Annotated in this window: 12 protein-coding genes and 3 rRNA genes (1 of these 15 cut by a window edge); 14 read left to right on the top strand and 1 reads right to left on the bottom strand. The window is 71.9% G+C overall.

Features of this window, described 5'->3' with window-relative positions; translation table 11 throughout:
- The 5 genes from ACQUFX_RS14050 to ACQUFX_RS14030 form a co-directional block, all read left to right on the top strand.
- Window positions 1-12, top strand: a 16S ribosomal RNA gene (locus ACQUFX_RS14050); it begins 1,503 nt to the left of the window's first position.
- Between the two features lie 381 nt (window positions 13-393).
- Window positions 394-3,505 (top strand): 23S ribosomal RNA (locus ACQUFX_RS14045).
- Between the two features lie 82 nt (window positions 3,506-3,587).
- Window positions 3,588-3,704: ribosomal RNA gene (rrf, locus tag ACQUFX_RS14040) — 5S ribosomal RNA — on the top strand.
- Together the 16S, 23S and 5S rRNA genes form the textbook arrangement of a ribosomal RNA operon.
- A 1,665-nt stretch (window positions 3,705-5,369) precedes the next feature.
- Window positions 5,370-6,389, top strand: coding sequence for a tetratricopeptide repeat protein (locus ACQUFX_RS14035; protein WP_428966946.1), 1,020 nt, complete (start codon window positions 5,370-5,372; stop codon window positions 6,387-6,389).
- Window positions 6,386-7,465 (top strand): HAD-IIA family hydrolase, encoded by a 1,080-nt coding sequence (locus ACQUFX_RS14030; RefSeq protein WP_428966477.1) that lies wholly within the window; start codon window positions 6,386-6,388, stop codon window positions 7,463-7,465. The genes ACQUFX_RS14035 and ACQUFX_RS14030 overlap by 4 nt, the downstream gene beginning before the upstream one ends.
- Before the next feature lie 67 nt (window positions 7,466-7,532).
- Here the strand turns inward: ACQUFX_RS14030 and ACQUFX_RS14025 are convergent, their stop codons facing one another.
- Window positions 7,533-7,871 (bottom strand): SCP2 sterol-binding domain-containing protein, encoded by a 339-nt coding sequence (locus ACQUFX_RS14025; protein ID WP_428966945.1) that lies wholly within the window; start codon window positions 7,869-7,871, stop codon window positions 7,533-7,535.
- 113 nt (window positions 7,872-7,984) lie between these two features.
- On the opposite strand from ACQUFX_RS14025, the gene ACQUFX_RS14020 reads away from it, so the two are divergent.
- The 9 genes from ACQUFX_RS14020 to murJ all read left to right on the top strand — a co-directional run bounded on the left by ACQUFX_RS14020 (window position 7,985) and on the right by murJ (window position 17,511).
- The gene (locus ACQUFX_RS14020; RefSeq protein ID WP_428966476.1) at window positions 7,985-8,644 is read left to right on the top strand and encodes a phasin family protein; all 660 of its coding nucleotides are present in this window, start codon (window positions 7,985-7,987) and stop codon (window positions 8,642-8,644) included.
- Window positions 8,641-8,946, top strand: a complete 306-nt coding sequence (locus tag ACQUFX_RS14015) for a hypothetical protein (protein WP_428966475.1) — start codon at window positions 8,641-8,643, stop codon at window positions 8,944-8,946. The genes ACQUFX_RS14020 and ACQUFX_RS14015 overlap by 4 nt, the downstream gene beginning before the upstream one ends.
- A 15-nt stretch (window positions 8,947-8,961) precedes the next feature.
- The gene (locus ACQUFX_RS14010; protein ID WP_428966474.1) at window positions 8,962-9,822 is read left to right on the top strand and encodes a TlyA family RNA methyltransferase; all 861 of its coding nucleotides are present in this window, start codon (window positions 8,962-8,964) and stop codon (window positions 9,820-9,822) included.
- Entirely contained in the window at window positions 9,819-10,721 is a 903-nt protein-coding gene (locus tag ACQUFX_RS14005; protein ID WP_428966473.1) for an NAD kinase, read from the top strand. Before ACQUFX_RS14010 ends, ACQUFX_RS14005 begins: the two co-directional genes overlap by 4 nt.
- Window positions 10,722-10,869: 148 nt before the next feature.
- Entirely contained in the window at window positions 10,870-12,627 is a 1,758-nt protein-coding gene (gene recN, locus ACQUFX_RS14000; RefSeq protein ID WP_428966472.1) for a DNA repair protein RecN, read from the top strand.
- 117 nt (window positions 12,628-12,744) lie between these two features.
- Window positions 12,745-13,923, top strand: a complete 1,179-nt coding sequence (gene steA, locus ACQUFX_RS13995; protein WP_428966471.1) for a putative cytokinetic ring protein SteA — start codon at window positions 12,745-12,747, stop codon at window positions 13,921-13,923.
- A 25-nt stretch (window positions 13,924-13,948) separates the two neighbouring features.
- Window positions 13,949-14,887 carry a copper transporter gene (locus ACQUFX_RS13990; protein WP_428966470.1) on the top strand — a complete coding sequence of 313 codons (939 nt, stop codon included), beginning with the start codon at window positions 13,949-13,951 and terminating at the stop codon, window positions 14,885-14,887.
- 55 nt (window positions 14,888-14,942) lie between these two features.
- Window positions 14,943-15,809 carry a hypothetical protein gene (locus ACQUFX_RS13985; protein WP_428966469.1) on the top strand — a complete coding sequence of 289 codons (867 nt, stop codon included), beginning with the start codon at window positions 14,943-14,945 and terminating at the stop codon, window positions 15,807-15,809.
- A 1-nt stretch (window position 15,810) separates the two neighbouring features.
- Entirely contained in the window at window positions 15,811-17,511 is a 1,701-nt protein-coding gene (murJ, locus tag ACQUFX_RS13980; protein ID WP_428966468.1) for a murein biosynthesis integral membrane protein MurJ, read from the top strand.
- The last annotated feature ends 35 nt before the right edge of the window (window positions 17,512-17,546 follow it).

The raw sequence follows: 17,546 nt of genomic DNA, 5'->3' as shown, positions 1-17,546 counted from the left end.
ATCACCTCCTTTCTAAGGAGCACCATCCGTCGAAAGGCGGTATGGAGCCCGCGACCTGCGAATGTCGGGTCGGGGTGCTCAGAGGCGGAGACACTGGCGAGTTTTTGTCCGGCAACGGTCGGGTCTGCTAGTACGGCCAGCTTTGGTTGGTGTGGAACGGAGTCCTGGTGCGGCTGGAGGGAAATGATGAGCACCCTGTTGGGTCCTGAAGGAACAACCACGGTTGGTGGTTGAGCTTTCGGAGCCTGTGACGAGTCGTGAGGGCTTGTTGGGCTGCCAGGCATGGCCTGGTGCCGCATACCGTCGGCCGGTTGGGTCGGGTCTTGGTGTGGTGCTGTGGGTTGTGGGTTGGTCGTTTGTTGAGAATTGCACAGTGGACGCGAGCATCTTTGTGGTCAAGTTGTCAAGGGCGAACGGTGGATGCCTTGGCACCAGGAGCCGATGAAGGACGTGGGAGGCCGCGATAGGCCTGGGGGAGCTGTCAACCAAGCTGTGATCCCAGGGTGTCCGAATGGGGAAACCTGGCATCAGTCATGTGATGTCACCCGCACCTGAATTCATAGGGTGTGTGGGGGGAACGCGGGGAAGTGAAACATCTCAGTACCCGTAGGAAGAGAAAACAATTGAGTGATTCCGTGAGTAGTGGCGAGCGAAAGCGGATGAGGCTAAACCGGTTGCGTGTGATACCTGTCAGGGGTTGCGTGGTCGGGGTTGTGGGACCCTGCTCAACAGGCTGACACCTGTTGGAGGAGTGAGAAAGCCAGTTGCTAGCTGAACAGTCTGGGAAGGCTGACCGTAGACGGTGAGAGTCCGGTAGGTGAAAGTGGCTGGTCTCCTGTGGGTGTTCCCGAGTAGCGGCGGACTCCTGAAATCTGCCGTGAATCTGCCAGGACCACCTGGTAAGCCTAAATACTTCCTGGTGACCGATAGCGGACGAGTACCGTGAGGGAATGGTGAAAAGTACCCCGGGAGGGGAGTGAAATAGTACCTGAAACCGTTCGCCTACAATCCGTCGGAGCCTTGCGGGGTGACGGCGTGCCTTTTGAAGAATGAGCCTGCGAGTTAGTGGCATGTGGCGAGGTTAACCCGTGTGGGGGAGCCGTAGCGAAAGCGAGTCTGAATAGGGCGATTCAGTCGCGTGTCCTAGACCCGAAGCGGAGTGATCTAGCCATGGGCAGGCTGAAGCGCGGGTAAGACCGCGTGGAGGGCCGAACCCACCAACGTTGAAAAGTTGGGGGATGACCTGTGGTTAGGGGTGAAAGGCCAATCAAACTCCGTGATAGCTGGTTCTCCCCGAAATGCATTTAGGTGCAGCGTCGTGTGTTTCTTGCCGGAGGTAGAGCACTGGATGGTCTAGGGGGCCCACAAGCTTACCGAAATCAGCCAAACTCCGAATGCCGGTAAGTGAGAGCGCGGCAGTGAGACTGCGGGGGATAAGCTTCGTAGTCGAGAGGGAAACAGCCCAGATCACCAGCTAAGGCCCCTAAGCGTGTGCTAAGTGGAAAAGGATGTGGGGTCGCATAGACAACCAGGAGGTTGGCTTAGAAGCAGCCACCCTTTAAAGAGTGCGTAATAGCTCACTGGTCAAGTGGTTCCGCGCCGACAATGTAGCGGGGCTCAAGTACACCGCCGAAGCTGTGGCATTCACATTTTAACCCCGCGGAGGCTTTCGGGTTTCCGTGCAGGTGTGTGGATGGGTAGGGGAGCGTCGTGCCGGGGGTGAAGCAGCCGAGTGATCGAGTTGTGGACGCGGCACGAGTGAGAATGCAGGCATGAGTAGCGAAAGAAGGGTGAGAAACCCTTCCGCCGGATGACCAAGGGTTCCAGGGCCAGGTTAATCCGCCCTGGGTGAGTCGGGACCTAAGGCGAGGCCGAGAGGCGTAGTCGATGGACAACGGGTTGATATTCCCGTACCCGCGAAGGAGCGCCCGTGATGAACCTCGTTGTGCTAACCACCCAAACCATTTGAGACCTTCAGGTTGATGGTGGGGAGGCTGGGAACCTGGCGGGTAGTAGTCAAGCGATGGGGTGACGCAGGAAGGTAGCTGAGCCCGGCCGGTGGTTGTGCCGGGGTAAGCGTGTAGGCCGTGTTGTAGGCAAATCCGCAACACATTGAGGCTGAGACGTGATGCCGAGCCGATTCAGGTGAAGTCAGTGATCCTATGCTGCCGAGAAAAGCCTCTAGCGAGTTCCGAGCGGCCCGTACCCCAAACCGACACAGGTGGTCAGGTAGAGAATACCAAGGCGATCGGGTGAACTGTGGTTAAGGAACTCGGCAAATTGCCCCCGTAACTTAGGGAGAAGGGGGGCCGGAGACGTGAAGCCCCGTGCGGGTGGAGCGTTGTATGGCCGCAGAGAGCAGGGGGAAGCGACTGTTTACTAAAAACACAGGTCCATGCGAAGAAGTAATTCGATGTATATGGACTGACGCCTGCCCGGTGCTGGAACGTTAAGGGGACCTGTTAGCTCTTCGGGGCGAAGCGGAGAACTTAAGCGCCAGTAAACGGCGGTGGTAACTATAACCATCCTAAGGTAGCGAAATTCCTTGTCGGGTAAGTTCCGACCTGCACGAATGGCGTAACGACTTCCCCACTGTCTCAACCACAGGCCCGGCGAAATTGCAGTACGAGTAAAGATGCTCGTTACGCGCGGCAGGACGAAAAGACCCCGGGACCTTTACTATAGCTTGACATTGGTATTTGAGTTAGCTTGTGTAGGATAGGTGGGAGCCGGTGAAGTCCATACGCCAGTATGGGTGGAGGCAATCTTGAAATACCACTCTGGTTGATTCGGGTATCTAACTTCGGGCCGTTATCCGGTTCAGGGACAGTGTCTGGTGGGTAGTTTAACTGGGGCGGTTGCCTCCTAAAAGGTAACGGAGGCGCCCAAAGGTTCCCTCAGCCTGGTTGGCAATCAGGTGTTGAGTGCAAGTGCACAAGGGAGCTTGACTGTGAGACTGACAGGTCGAGCAGGGACGAAAGTCGGGACTAGTGATCCGGCACTTGCGTGTGGAAGCGGTGTCGCTCAACGGATAAAAGGTACCCCGGGGATAACAGGCTGATCTTCCCCAAGAGTCCATATCGACGGGATGGTTTGGCACCTCGATGTCGGCTCGTCGCATCCTGGGGCTGTAGCAGGTCCCAAGGGTTGGGCTGTTCGCCCATTAAAGCGGTACGCGAGCTGGGTTTAGAACGTCGTGAGACAGTTCGGTCTCTATCCGCCGTGCGCGTAGGATACTTGAGAAGGGCTGTCCCTAGTACGAGAGGACCGGGACGGACGAACCTCTGGTGTGCCAGTTGTCCCGCCAGGGGCACGGCTGGTTGGCTACGTTCGGAAGGGATAACCGCTGAAAGCATCTAAGCGGGAAGCTCGCTTCAAGATGAGGTATCCCACCACACTTTGTGTGGGTAAGGCCCCCAGTGAGACGACTGGGTTGATAGGCCGGAGATGTAAGCTCGGTAACGGGTTGAGTTGACCGGTACTAATAGGCCGAGGACTTGACTACGAAGCTGCTACGCGTCCACTGTGCAACTCTTGACAAGCGAACAGCAGACCCGTGTGGGTGTTGTTTGATATGTCGATAGGGTTACGGCGGTTATGGCGGAGGGGAAACGCCCGGTTACATTCCGAACCCGGAAGCTAAGCCTTCCAGCGCCGATGGTACTGCACTCGGGAGGGTGTGGGAGAGTAGGACGCCGCCGGACATTCTTCCAGTCGAGGGCCGCCCCATCCGGGTCGGCCCTCGACTGCGTGGCGCCGTTTGTGGCGCAATCAGGAAGGAATTACCTGTGAGTTCAGAACCGCAGGGCGGAGACCGCCACCGGCGCTACGAGGAGCGCAGCGACCGTCCGCAGGCGCAGACCGGTGGGAGCCGACGCGACGACCGTCCGCCGTACCGGGGAAGCCGTGACGACCGTGGCGGCTCCCAGAGCCGGGACGGCGGCTTCCGGGGTGGCTCCGGTCGCCCGGGCGGGTACCGCTCCGACGACGCACGTGGCACCGACGGCCGTAACGGGCGTCCCACCGACGGACGCTCGGGTTCCCGCGACGGTGGTTCCTTCCGTGCCGGCGGCTTCCGGGGCGACCGCGACTCCTCCTCCGGCGGCTTCCGTGGCGGTGACCGGGACAGCCGGGGCCGGGACGACCGCCGCGACGGCGGGTTCCGTGGCGGTGACCGCCGTGAGGGCGGTTTCCGGGGCGACGACCGCCGTGAGGGTGGTTTCCGTGGCGGTGACCGCCGTGAGGGTGGCTTCCGTGGTGACGACCGCCGGGAGGGCGGGTTCCGCGGTGGTGACCGTCGCGAGGGCGGTTTCCGCCGCGACGACCGGGGCGAGAGTGGCTTCCGTGGTGACGACCGCCGGGAGGGCGGGTTCCGTTCGGGCGACCGGCGGGATGCTGGCTTCGGCGGCGGGGACCGCCGCGACAGCGCCCCCCGGAGCGACCGCCGGCCTGACGGCGTCCGGGGCGACGACCGTCGTGACGGCGGGTTCCGTCGGGACGACCGCGCCGGTGGTGGTTTCCGTGGCGGTGACCGTCGCGAGGGCGGCTTCCGTGGTGACGACCGTCGTGAGGGCGGGTTCCGTGGCGGTGACCGTCGTGAGGGCGGTTTCCGCCGCGACGACCGCGCGGAGGGCGGCTTCCGGGGCGGCGACCGCCGTGACAGCGCCCCTCGGGGCGACCGCCGCGAGAGCGACGCCCGGGGGGACCGGCGCCCTGGCGGCTTCCGTGACGACCGCCGGGACGAGGGTTTCCGGGGCGGTGACCGTCGTGAGGGCGGGTTCCGTCGGGACGACCGCGCCGGTGGTGGTTTCCGTGGCGGTGACCGTCGCGAGGGTGGCTTCCGGGGTGACGACCGCCGTGAGGGCGGTTTCCGCCGTGACGACCGGGGCGAGGGCGGCTTCCGGGGCGGCGACCGCCGTGCCAGCGCCCCTCGGGGCGACCGCCGCGAGAGTGGCTTCCGGGGCGATGACCGCCGGGACGGTGGTTTCCGGGGCGGCGACCGTCGCGAGGGTGGCTTCCGTGGCGACGACCGTCGTGAGGGCGGGTTCCGGGGCGGGGACCGTCGTGAGGGCGGTTTCCGCCGCGACGACCGTGCCGGGGGTGGCTACCGCAGCGGCGAGCGGGGTGACACCGCTCGCCGGGAGGGCGGCTTCCGGGGCGACCGCGACGGTGGCTACCGGGGCGAGCAGGGGCGGCGGTTCGACCGGTCGGCCGACGAGCGGGGTGGGTACCGGGACCGGCCGTACCGTGACGAGCGCGGGGACGCCGGCGACCGGCGGCGGGACGACGAGACGGACCGTACGGAGGCGCCGGTCCTGTCGGACGAGATCGTCGCCACCGACCTGGACCAGGCCGTCCGGGCCGAGCTGCTGTCCCTGGCCAAGCCGGTCGCGGAGACCGTCGCCCGGCACCTGGTGGCCACCGGCAAGGTGATCGACGAGGACCCGGCCGAGGCGTTGGCCCACGCGCTGGCGGCCCGCCGGCTGGCCTCGCGCATCTCCGCCGTCCGCGAGGCGGTCGGGCTGGCCGCGTACCACGCCGGGGAGTGGCAGACGGCGATCGCCGAGCTGCGCACGTACCACCGGATGACGGGGGTGCAGAGCCACCTGGCGGTGCTCGCCGACTGCGAGCGGGCGTTGGGCCGGCCGGAGCGGGCGATCGACCTGTTCCGGGGCGCCGACCGGGACACGCTGGAGCCGGCGGTCGCGATCGAGCTGCTGATCGTGGCGGCCGGGGCGCGGGGCGACCTGGGCCAGAAGGACGCCGCGGTGGCCATGCTCCAGGTCCGCGAGCTGACCAGCGAGTCCACCGAGCCGTGGACGGCCCGCCTGCGCTACGCGTACGCGGACGCGCTGCTCGCCGTCGACCGGCGCGAGGAGGCGCGGGAGTGGTTCTCCCGGGCTGCCGACGCCGACGCCGAGGGGGAGACCGACGCCGCCGAGCGGCTGCTCGAACTCGACGGTGTGGTCATCGAGGGTGACGACGACGAGGACGAGGTGCCGGTGGAGGACGAGGTGGCCACCGGTCCCGGTGCCCCGGGCGCCGTGCCGGCGCGGCCCGACGCCGAGCTGAGCGCCGACGGCTCCGCCGACGACGCGGACCCGACGGCCGAGCCGGGCACCGGCGACCTGCCGGACGAGGGCACCGACACCGACCCGGCCGAGCCGGTCGCCGTCGTCCAGGACGCGGTCGTCCAGGACACGCCCGACCGGAACCCGGTCGACGGGGCGACGGTGACCCGGGCCGGCGACGACGCGGGTACCTCCCCGGTGGCCGATGTCGAGGACCGGGCCGCCGGCTCCGGTGCCACCGTCGACCAGGCGGAGGCCACGGGCGGGGCTGCCGCGCCGGCCCAGGCCGCCGACGAGTCGGTGGCGGAGCGGCGGTGAACGACACGCCCACCGGGCCGCTGGCCGACGGGTACGCCCTGGTCGTCTTCGACCTGGACGGGGTCATCTACCTGATCGACCGGCCGATCCCCGGCGCGGTCGAGGCGGTGGGCCGGTTGCGCGCCGACGGGCGGGCGATCGCGTACGCGACGAACAACGCCTCCCGGCGCGCCGCCGAGGTGGCGGACCTGCTGACCGGGATCGGCGTGCCGGCCACCCCGGAGGAGGTGCTCACCTCGGCGGCGGCCGCCGCCCAGGTGCTCCGGGACCGGCTGCCGGCCGGGTCGGCGGTGCTGGTGGTCGGCGCCGAGGCGCTGCGGGCGGAGATCCGCGCGGTCGGGCTCACCCCGGTCACCCACGCCGACGACGCGCCCCTGGCCGTGGTGCAGGGGTACGGGCCGCAGGTCGGCTGGGCCGACCTGGCCGAGGCCTCCATCGCGGTGCGCTCCGGCGCGGTCTGGGTGGCCACCAACACCGACCGGACCCTGCCCAGTGGGCGCGGCCCGCTGCCGGGCAACGGTTCCCTGGTGGCGGTGCTGCGGACCGCGTTGGGCCGGGAGCCCGACCTGGTGGTGGGCAAGCCCGAGCCGGCGTTGTTCGTCACGGCCGCCCGGCGGGTGCCGGACGGGCGGGCGCTGGTCGTGGGCGACCGGCTGGACACCGACATCGAGGGCGCCTGCCGGGCCGGGTTGGACAGCCTGCTCGTCCTCACCGGGGTCAGCGACGTGGCCGAGTTGCTCGCGACCGGCCCCGGCCGCCGACCGACGTACGTCGCCGCCGACCTGTCCGGGCTCTTCGACCCGGCGGCCGTGGTGCGGGTCGTCGGCGGCCCGGACGGGGCGCCGGCGACCGGGCCGGAGTGGGCCGGCTGGTCGGTGTCGAGCCGCGACGGCGGGCTGGAGCTGACCGGTTCCGGTCGTCCGTTGGACGCGGTGGCCGCGCTCTGCGCCGCCGCCTGGTCGACCGGCACCGCCGAGGCGGACAGCGCCGTGGCCGGCCCGGTGGTACGGGCGGGCTCGCCGGAGGCCGCGCGAGCGCTGACGGCCCTGGGGTTGTCGCGGGCCCGGCCGGCCTGACCCGGCGCGTGGCCGGCCCCGTCGGTTCCCGGGTGGCCTGACCGGGGCGCGGCCGGCCCCGGCGGCGTCAGAGCAGCTTGCGGAGCTTCATCAGGTCGAACGGGTTCGCCTTGATGTTGACCCGGCGGGTGGCCACCGCCTTGGTGACGTCGAGTTCGCCACGGACCAGGGCGAGCAGGTCGTCGCTGGTGGCGCTCAGGGCGATCTTCGCCTTCGGGTCGTCGCCGTCGGTGAGCCCGAGCAGCCGACCGCCGGTCAGCCGGCCGTGGAAGGCGGTGTCCAGGTCGGTGATCCGGCACGCCAGCGTCCGGTCCAGGTCGATGCGTTCCCGCACGGCGTCGGCGTTGCGTTCCAACCGGGCGGCGAGATCCTGCAACGCCTGCCGGCACTCGTCCACGCTGGCCACCATCGTCTCCTCACCGCACGCCACACCGTTTCCCGGCACCGTACCGCACGGGGGGTCGCGCGGTGCCCGGTAGCGTGACACCTGGACACCTCACCCCGTGGAAGGACTCAGGCATGCAGGACGCGTGGCGCGCCTACCTCGAGCTGGCCATGGGCCTGACGGAGGCGCCCCGGAAGAGGGCCCAGGACGTCGCGCGGCGGCTGGTCGGGTCGGGCGGGGCGACCGCGGCCCAGCTCCAGGCGCTGGCGGAGGAACTGGTCTCCACCGGGGCGGCGAACCGGGAGGCGTTGACCAAGCTGGTCCGGTTCGAGGTGGACCGGGCGCTCGGCGCGGTGGGCCTGGCCACGGCCGACGAGGTCGCCGAGCTGACCCGGCGGGTGCACGAGCTGGAACGGCAGTTGCGGGAGGCGAGGACCGGCGGTCCCGCCGTGGCGCCGGACACCGCGCCGGAGGCCTTCCCGACGGAGCCGTCACCGGTCGCCGCGTCGGCGCGGGCCGGTGAGTCCGGGGCTGCGGATTCCGGGCCGGCGGCTGCGGAGCCTGCGGCTGGACAGGCCGGTGCGGGGGCGCCGGCGGCCCCGCCCGAGGGCGCGGTGGCCCGCAAGGCGGTGGCGAAGAAGGCCGTGGCGAAGAAGGCGGTCAAGAAGGCGCTGGTGAAGAAGGAGCCGGCCGAGGTGACCCCGGTGCGTGACGAGGAGGAGGCCGGTGGCCCGGCCTCCCGGCCGGTGCCGGGGGCGCCGGCCCGCCGGCAGCCCACGGACGGTGACGCGTGACGGCGGGCCCGGGGCCCCGACCCGGCCCTCCGCCGGGGGGTGGCACCGGCCCGGCCGGGCCGCGGCCCGGTCCGCCCGGCCACGGCGTCCCGCGTCCCGGCCCGTCCGGTCCGGCGGGCCCACGCCCGGGGCCGCCGCCGATGCCACCGGCGGAGGGCGACGAGGCGCGGCACCCGGCGGTGGAGGCGGCCGTGCGGGCGCTGGCGAACGCCGCCGCGCTCTCCCCGGCCGACCAGATCGCCCAGTACGAGGCGGCGTACCAGACGTTGAGCGAGACCCTCGCCACCATCGACCGGGCCTGAGGAGGCCAGAGAACCGTGGCACGTCGTAACCGGTTGGACGCCGAACTCGTCCGCCGAGGTCTGGCCCGGTCCCGGGAACAGGCCGCCGCGCTGGTGGAGGCCGGCCGGGTCCAGGTCCGGGGGACACCGGCCCGCAAGGCCGCCGCGATGGTCGACCTGGCCGACGCGGTGCTGGTCACCGGGGAGGATCCGAGCACCGAGTACGTCTCCCGGGGCGGGCACAAGCTGGCCGGCGCGTTGGCCGCGTTCGCCCCGGCGGGGCTGCGGGTGACCGGCCGGCGCTGCCTGGACGCGGGGGCGTCGACCGGCGGGTTCACCGACGTGCTGCTGCGCGCGGGTGCGGCCGAGGTGGTCGCGGTGGACGTCGGGTACGGCCAGCTCGCCTGGTCGCTGCGCACCGACGAGCGGGTCCGGGTGCACGAACGCACCAACGTGCGCGCGCTGACCCCGGAGCTGATCGGCGGCCCGGTCGAGCTGACCGTGGCGGACCTGTCGTTCATCTCGTTGCGGCTGGTGCTGCCGGCCCTGGCCGGGTGCACCAGCGACGACGGTGACCTGGCCCTGATGGTGAAGCCGCAGTTCGAGGTGGGCCGGGAGCGGGTCGGTGCGGGCGGGGTGGTCCGGGACCCGGAGTTGCGGGCCGAGGCGGTGCTCGCGGTGGCGGCCGCGGCCGCCGAGGCGGGGCTGGGGTTGGCCGACGTGGCGGCCAGCCCGCTGCCGGGGCCCAGCGGCAACGTGGAGTTCTTCGTATGGTTGCGCCGGGGCGCGCCGCCGGCCGACCCGGAGCGGGTACGGGCCGTGGTGGCGGCCGGGCCGGCGGCTCCGGTACGGTCCGGCGACCGGTCGGAGGCGACTGCCGAGGAGGTAGCGGGGTGAACGCGAGGGGCCCGGCGGGCCGGACCGCGCTGCTGGTGACCCACACCGGTCGACGGCGCAGCACCGAGCACGCCCGCACGGTGGCGGCGGACCTGATCGCCGCCGGTTTCGAGGTCCGGGTGGTCGCCGAGGAGGCCGACGACCTGGACCTGCCCGGCGTGGTGCCGGTGACCGGTCCGGAGGCGGCCGAGGGCGCCGAGATCGTCTTCGCGCTGGGCGGTGACGGCACGTTCCTGCGGGCGGCGGAGCTGGCCCGGCCGGCGAAGGCGCCGCTGCTCGGCATCAACCTGGGCAAGGTCGGTTTCCTGGCCGAGGCGGAGATCGACGACCTGGACGTCGCGGTGCGGGACGTGGTCGGGCGCAACTACACGGTGGACGAACGGCTCACCCTGGACGTGACCGCCGAGTTCGACGGCGGCCCGACGATCGAGTCGTGGGCGCTGAACGAGATCAGCGTGGAGAAGGGCGAGCGGGCCCAGATGCTGGAGCTGCTCGTCGACGTGGACGGTCGTCCGCTGTCCCGGTACGGCTGCGACGGGGTGGTCTGCGCCACGCCGACCGGCTCCACCGCGTACGCGTTCTCCGGTGGTGGCCCGGTGGTCTGGCCGGAGGTGGAGGCGCTGCTGCTGGTGCCGATCAGCGCGCACGCGCTGTTCAGCCGGCCGTTGGTCACCGCGCCCACGTCGACCTTCGCCATCACGGTGGACCCGTTCACCACCCTGGCCGTGCTCTGCTGTGACGGGCGGCGGGTCTACGACCTGCCGCCGGGGGCGCGGGTGACGGTGCGGCGGGGGGCGCTGCCGGTGCGGATCGTGCGGTTGCGGGCCCGGCCGTTCACCGACCGGCTGGTGGCCAAGTTCGGGTTGCCGGTGCACGGCTGGCGCGGTAACCGTCGTTGACCCGACAGCCCCGGTCGGGGGCCGCCGGGACGGCGGGTGACCTGCGTCGCCCCGTGCCTGGTCGGGGCGGGGGCGGGCCGGTCCGGGGTGGGAACACGCGCCGTGCCGGCTGGTCAACTGTCGGGGCCCGCGTCTACTGTCGGGTGCTGTGCTGGAAGAGCTGCGCATCACCGGACTGGGCGTCATCGAGGACACCACGCTGCCGCTGGCCGACGGGATGAACGTCATCACCGGCGAGACCGGGGCCGGCAAGACGATGGTGGTGACCGGCCTCGGCCTGCTCTTCGGCGGCCGGGCCGACGCCGGCCGGGTCCGGGCCCAGCCCGGTCGGGCGGTGGTGGAGGGCCGGTTGCGGCTGCGGGGCCGGGTGGCGGAGTCCGTGCACACCCGGATCAGCGACGCGGGCGGGGAGCCGGACGACGACGGTGCGGTGCTGTTGAGCCGGACGGTCACCGTGGAGGGCCGTTCCCGGGCGCACCTGGGTGGGCGGAGCATGCCGGTGGCGATGCTCGGCGAGGTGGGTGAGCAGGTGGTGGCCGTGCACGGCCAGTCCGACCAGTTGCGCCTGCTGCGGCCGGCCGAGCAGCGGGCCGCGCTGGACCGGTTCGCCGGCCCGGAGCACGAGAAGCTGCTCGACGCGGTGCGGGAGGCGTACGCGGGGTGGCGACGGGTGGTCGACGACCTGGCTGACCGGCGTGGCAACGCCCGGGCCCGGCACCAGGAGGCCGACCTGCTCCGGTTGGGCCTGGACGAGATCACCCGGGTCGATCCGCAGCCCGGCGAGGACGACGAGCTGAAGGTGGAGGCGCAGCGGCTGGAGCACGCCGAGGGGCTGCGCACGGCGGCGGCGTTGGCGTCGCTGTGTGTGGCGGGCCCCCCGGAGCCGACCGACGAGACGCCGGACGCCACGGCGCTGCTGGGCACCGCCCGGCGGACGTTGGAGGCGCAGGCCGGCACCGACCCGGCGCTGGGTGAGCTGGCGGCCCGGCTGGAGGAGGCGGCGACGCTGGTCGGGGACGTCTCGGCCGAGTTGTCGGCGTACCTGGCGGCGCTGGACGCGGATCCGGCCCGGTTGCAGGCGGTCTACGAGCGGCGGGCGGCGCTGCGGGCGTTGACCCGCAAGTACGCCGACGACGTGGACGGGGTGATCGCCTGGGCGGAGCGGGCCCGGACCCGGCTGTCGGAGCTTGACGGCTCCGACGACCTGCTCGACGAGCTGGACCGGGAGGCGACCCGGCTGGCCGGGGAGGTGGCCGACCTGGCGGGGCGGCTGTCGACCTCGCGGCGGGAGGCGGCGGGTCGCTTCGCCGAGCAGGTGACCGTGGAGCTGGCGGGGTTGGCGATGCCGCACGCCCGGATCGAGGTGGGGGTGCTGCCCCGCCCGGCCGGCCGGGCCGAGCCGACGCTGCTGGTGAACGGGGTCGAGGTGGGCGTCGGCCCGGACGGCGGGGACGAGGTCGAGCTGCGGCTGCTGGCCCACCCGGGCGCGCCGGCGCTGCCGTTGCAGCGGGGGGCCTCCGGGGGTGAGTTGTCCCGGGTGATGCTCGCCATCGAGGTGGTCTTCGCCGGGTCGGGCGGTCCGCCGACGTTGGTCTTCGACGAGGTGGACGCCGGGGTCGGCGGGCAGGCGGCGGTGGAGATCGGCCGGCGGCTGGCCCGGCTGGCCCGCAGCCACCAGGTGCTGGTGGTGACCCATCTGCCGCAGGTGGCGGCGTTCGCCGACCGGCATCTGGTGGTGGCGAAGGACACCGGGGGCGCGGTGACCACGAGCGGGGTGCGGGTGGTGGAGGACACCGCGCGGGCGCGGGAACTGGCCCGGATGTTGGCCGGCCTGCCGGACTCGGATCTGGGGATCGCGCACGCCGAGGAACTGCTCGCGGTGGCGGCCCGGGAGCGGCGGGGCTGATCCTGCTTTGTGAGCGCAAGCACACCGCCGGCGGCACGGGTGTGCTTCCCTGGGTAGGCGGCCCTGCTCAGGCATGTCGCGACGGAATTGCCTGCCTCACATGCCAGGATGGTCAGGATGCGTCTACCCACGTTGCGCCGGACCCGGAACGCGGAACCGGGCCGGGTTCTCGGCACCGCACGCCTCGACCGCCGCACGAAACGGCTGGTCGGCCGGCTCCGCCCCGGTGACATCGCGATCATCGACCACGTCGACCTGGACCGGGTCGCCGCCGACTCGTTGGTCGCCGTCGGTGTCGCCGCGGTGCTCAACGCCAAGCCGTCGGTGTCCGGTCGGTATCCGAACCTGGGGCCGGAGGTGCTGGTCGAGGCCGGCATCCCGCTGCTCGACGATCTGGGTGAGGGGGTGTTCGAGCGGGTCCGGGAGGGCGACGTCGTCCGGATCGAGGGCAACACCGTCTTCGTCGGCGACGACCCGGTGGCGCACGGCAGCCTCCAGGACGCCGAGACGGTGGCCAAGGCCATGGCCGACGCCCGGGAGGGCCTGTCGGTGCAGTTGGAGGCGTTCGCCGCCAATACCATGGACTACCTGCGGCAGGAACGGGACCTGCTGCTGGACGGGGTGGGCGTACCGGAGATCCGGACCCAGGTCCAGGGCCGGCACTGCCTGATCGTGGTGCGGGGGTACGACTACAAGGCCGACCTGGACGTGCTGCGCCCGTACATCCGGGAGTACAAGCCGGTGCTGATCGGGGTGGACGGCGGGGCGGACGCGCTGGTCGAGGCGGGGTACACCCCCGACATGATCATCGGGGACATGGACTCGGTCACCGACGACGTGCTGCGCTGCGGCGCGGAGGTGATCGTGCACGCGTACCCGGACGGGCGGGCGCCGGGCCTGGCCCGGGTGAACGGCCTGGGTGTGTCGGCGATCACCTTCCCGGCGGCGGCGACCAGCGAGGACCTGGCGATGCTGCTGGCCGACGAGAAGGGCGCGTCGCTGCTGGTGGCGGTCGGCACGCACGCCACGCTGGTGGAGTTCCTGGACAAGGGGCGGGGCGGGATGGCCTCCACGTTCCTGACCCGGTTGAAGGTCGGTGGCAAACTGGTCGACGCCAAGGGCGTCAGCCGGCTGTACCGGCAGAGCATCTCCGGCTCGTCGTTGCTGCTGCTGGTCCTGTCGGCGGTGGCCGCGATGGCCTCCGCGGTGGCGGTCTCCACCGTCGGTCAGGCGTATTTGGGCGTGGCCTCCGAATGGTGGAACAATTTTGTGTTCCAGCTCGGCCAGCTCTTCTAGCTCCCGACCGATAGAGGCTGTAAGCGTGATCAACTTCCGGTACCACGTGGTGTCCCTGACCGCGGTCTTCCTGGCGCTGGCGATCGGCCTGGTGGTGGGTACGGCGGCCCTCAACGGCCCGGTGGTCGACTCGATCAAGGAGCGGGTCAACGGGCTGAGCAAGGACAACCAACTGTTGCGTCAGTCGGTGCAGAACATGCAGAAGGAGCTGGAGCAGGAGGAGGAGTTCGCCGCCGACATGGCGCAGGTCTTCCTGCCGGGTCAGCTCACCGACCGGCGGGTGCTGGTGCTGAGCCTGCCGTCCGGCCGTGACCAGACCGACGCCGTGCTGGAGATGCTGCGGATCTCCGGGGCGAACGTCGTGGGCCGGGTGGACCTGGAGGACAAGTTCATCGAGCCGGAGAACAACAACAACCTGATGGAGCTGGCGACCACGGCGGCCCGGCCGACCGCGCCGGCCACCGGGCTGCCGGGCAACGGGCACGGGGTGGAGACCTCCAGCGCGCTGCTGGCCAGTGTGCTGCTGGACCGCGCCGAGGGTGTGACACCGGTCACCGACGCCGACCGTCGGGCGGTGCTGGCCGCGTACATCAACGCCGGGTACGTGGCCGCCGAGGACCGGGTGGGCGGGCCGGCGGAGGCGGTGATCGTGGTCAGCGGCCAGCCGTACGTGGACAAGGACTTCGGCAAGAAGGACGAGTCGGTGGTGAAGGTCGCCGAGCAGTTCGACCGGAACGGGGCGACCGTGGTGGCCGGCAACGGGTGGACCGGCGGGAACCTGGTGGCCATCGTGCGTGGCGACCCGGTGCTGTCGCAGTCGATCTCCACGGTCGACAACGCCAACACGGTGACGGGCCAGTTGGTCACGGTCCTGGCGTTGGTGCAGCAGGTGACCGAGAAGAAGGCCGGACAGTACGGCGTGGGCGACAACGCCGCCGCGCGGATGCCTAAACTGCCCGAGTGAGCCGACGATCCCCTTTCCTGCCGGGATTCCACCACCTCGTGACGGGAGTGCCCGCGTGAGCCTGCTGGGACGGTTGCTGGTCGCGGGCGCCGGGGCCGCCGCCGCGCGGTACCTGCTGCGGGAGGTCCGCAGCGCGCCGGTCGGGCCGCAGTTGGAGCGGACGAACTTCCGGGGCCGGACGGTGACCCTGGCCGCCGGGCCGGCGCTGGCCGCCGGGGCGGCGGGGGCCGGGGCGCTGGGCGCGCCGAGCGTGCCCGCCGGGGCGGCGGCGCTGGTGGCCGGGGTCGGCGCCGGCGCGGTCGGGCTCTACGACGACGTGGTGGGCGCACGGCCGGAGCAGAAGGCGGCGAAGGGGTTCGCCGGGCACCTGGCGGCGCTGCGGGAGGGGCGGGTCACCGCCGGCCTGGTCAAGGTCGTCGGGGTGGGCGCGGCCGGTCTCGGCGCGGCGGCGCTGCTCGCCGCCGACCCGACCGTGCGGGCGCACCGGCACCGGCAGCGGCAGGGCGTCGTGGGCCGGACGGTGGACGTGCTGCTCGGCGCTGGCGTGGTCGCCGGCACCGCGAACCTGGTCAACCTGCTCGACCTGCGGCCGGGGCGGGCGGTGAAGTCGGGACTGCTGCTCGGCGCGCCGCTGACCCGGGGCCCGCACGGCGGCATCGCCGCCGGGGCGGTGGGCGCCGCGGCCGGGCTGCTCGACGCGGACCTCGACGAGCGGGTGATGGTCGGCGACAGCGGCGCGAACGCGCTGGGCGCCCTGCTCGGGGTCGGCCTGGCGGCGCGGTGCGGCCCGGTGGGCCGGGCGGCGGCGCTGGCCGTGCTCGCCGGGCTGACCGCGGCCAGCGAGAAGGTCAGCTTCACCCAGGTCATCGCGCGGACCCCGGGCCTGCGGGAGCTGGACGAGCTGGGCCGCCGCCGCGACTGACGTGACGACCCCGGCTCCCCTCGCCGGCGCCGGCCGGGTGGCCGGAGCGGCCACCCTCATCGCCGTGCTGACCGTGCTCAGCCGGCTCGCCGGTTTCGGCCGGACCGCCGTGTTCACCTGGACGCTCGGCCCCACCGACCTGGGTGGGGCCTACGTGGCGGCCAACGCGGTGCCGAACTTCATCTTCGAGATCGTCGCCGGTGGGGCGCTGGCCAGCCTGGTCGTGCCGGTGCTGGCCGGCGCGGTCGCCGCCGGGGACCGGGCGGCGGTGGCCCGGACCACCTCCGCGCTGCTGACCTGGACGGTGTGTCTGCTGGTGCCGCTGGCGGTGCTGGTGGCGCTGCTGGCCGGGCCGATCGTCGGGCTGGTCGGTGCCGGTCTGTCACCCGAGCAGCAGGAGACCGGTGCCCGGATGCTGCGGGTGTTCGTCCCGCAGCTTCCGCTGTACGGGGTCGGGATCGTGCTGACCGGCGTGTTGCAGGCGCACCGCCGGTTCGCCTGGCCGGTGCTGGCGCCGCTGCTGTCCAGCCTCACCGTGGTCGGCGTGTACCTCGGGTTCACCGCCGCCGAGGGGCGGTTCGCCACCATCGCCGGGACGTCCGTGCCGGGTGAGCTGCTGCTGTCGGCGGGTACCACGCTCGGCGTGGTGGTGCTGTCGCTGTCGCTGCTGGCGCCGCTGTCGCGGCTGGGGCTGCGGATCCGGCCCGGGTTCGCCTTCCCGGCCGACGCGCGGACCCGGGTGGGTGGGCTCGCGGTGGCCGGGGCGTGCACCGTGACGGCGCAGCAGGTGGCGTTGATCGTCAGCCTCAACCAGGTGACCTACGGCGGGTCGGGTGACCCGGTGGTGTACCAGCTCGCCCAGACGGTCTACCTGCTGCCCTGGGCGGTGCTGGCGGTGCCGCTGGCGGTGGCGGCGTACCCGACGCTCGCCGCGGCCCGGGCCACCGGGGACGAGGAGACCTACCGGCGGACCCTGGCCCCGGCGGCGCGCGGGGTGCTGCTGTTCAGCGCCCTCGGCGCCGCCGCGCTGGTCGGCACGGCGGCGCCGGTCGGGGCGTTCTTCTTCACCGGCGACGCCGCCGGGGTGGCGGCCGGGGCGATCGTCGGCTTCGCGCCGGGGCTGGTCGGCTACGGGCTGCTCGCCGTGCTCACCCGGGCCCTGTACGCCCGGGGGGAGGCCCGCGCGGCGACGGTGGCGACGGTGGCCGGCTGGCTGCTGGTGCCGGTGGCGGCCCTGCTGCTCGCCGCGGTGCTGCCGCTGAGCCAGCGGGTGCTCGCGGTCGCGGTGGCCAACTCGGTGGGGATGACGCTGCTCGGCGTCCTGCTGGTCGTCGCGGTCCGGCGCACGGCGGGGCGGGCGGCGCTGGCCGGCCTGGGCCGGGCGGCGGTCGCGGCGACCCTGGCCGGGGTGCCGGCCGCGCTCGTCGGCGCCGCCGTCGCGGCGTGGCTGGCCGGCGCGACCGACGGCACCCCGGCGAAACCGGTGGCACTCGGTCAGGGCATGCTGTCGGGAGCCGTGGTGGGTGCGATCTTCCTCGCCGTGGCCCTGGTGATCGACCGGCGGGACGTGCGGCCCCTGATCGACGGGGTGCTGCGCCGCCTCGGCGGGGCGGCCCGGCGCGGTGGCGCGGCCCGTCCCGGTGGGCCCGAGGACGACGGTCCCCCCGAGCGGGGTGACGGGAAGGAGACGGTGTCCCGGTGAGCGCGCGGCGCGAGGTTGGAAGGCGGGCCCGGTGA

The sequence above is a fragment of the Micromonospora fluostatini genome (assembly GCF_050410825.1).
Classification (GTDB): Bacteria; Actinomycetota; Actinomycetes; order Mycobacteriales; family Micromonosporaceae; genus Micromonospora; species Micromonospora rosaria.
The sequence above is the reverse complement of the archived record's forward strand: the minus strand, read 5'-3'. Positions and strand labels throughout refer to the sequence as shown.

What these genes read in the sequence shown, in the direction of transcription:
- ACQUFX_RS14020 (WP_428966476.1), top strand. Translation starts at nt 7,985, where the DNA reads ATGCAGGACGCGTGGCGCGCCTACCTCGAGCTGGCCATGGGCCTGACG.
- steA (WP_428966471.1), top strand. Translation starts at nt 12,745, where the DNA reads ATGCGTCTACCCACGTTGCGCCGGACCCGGAACGCGGAACCGGGCCGG.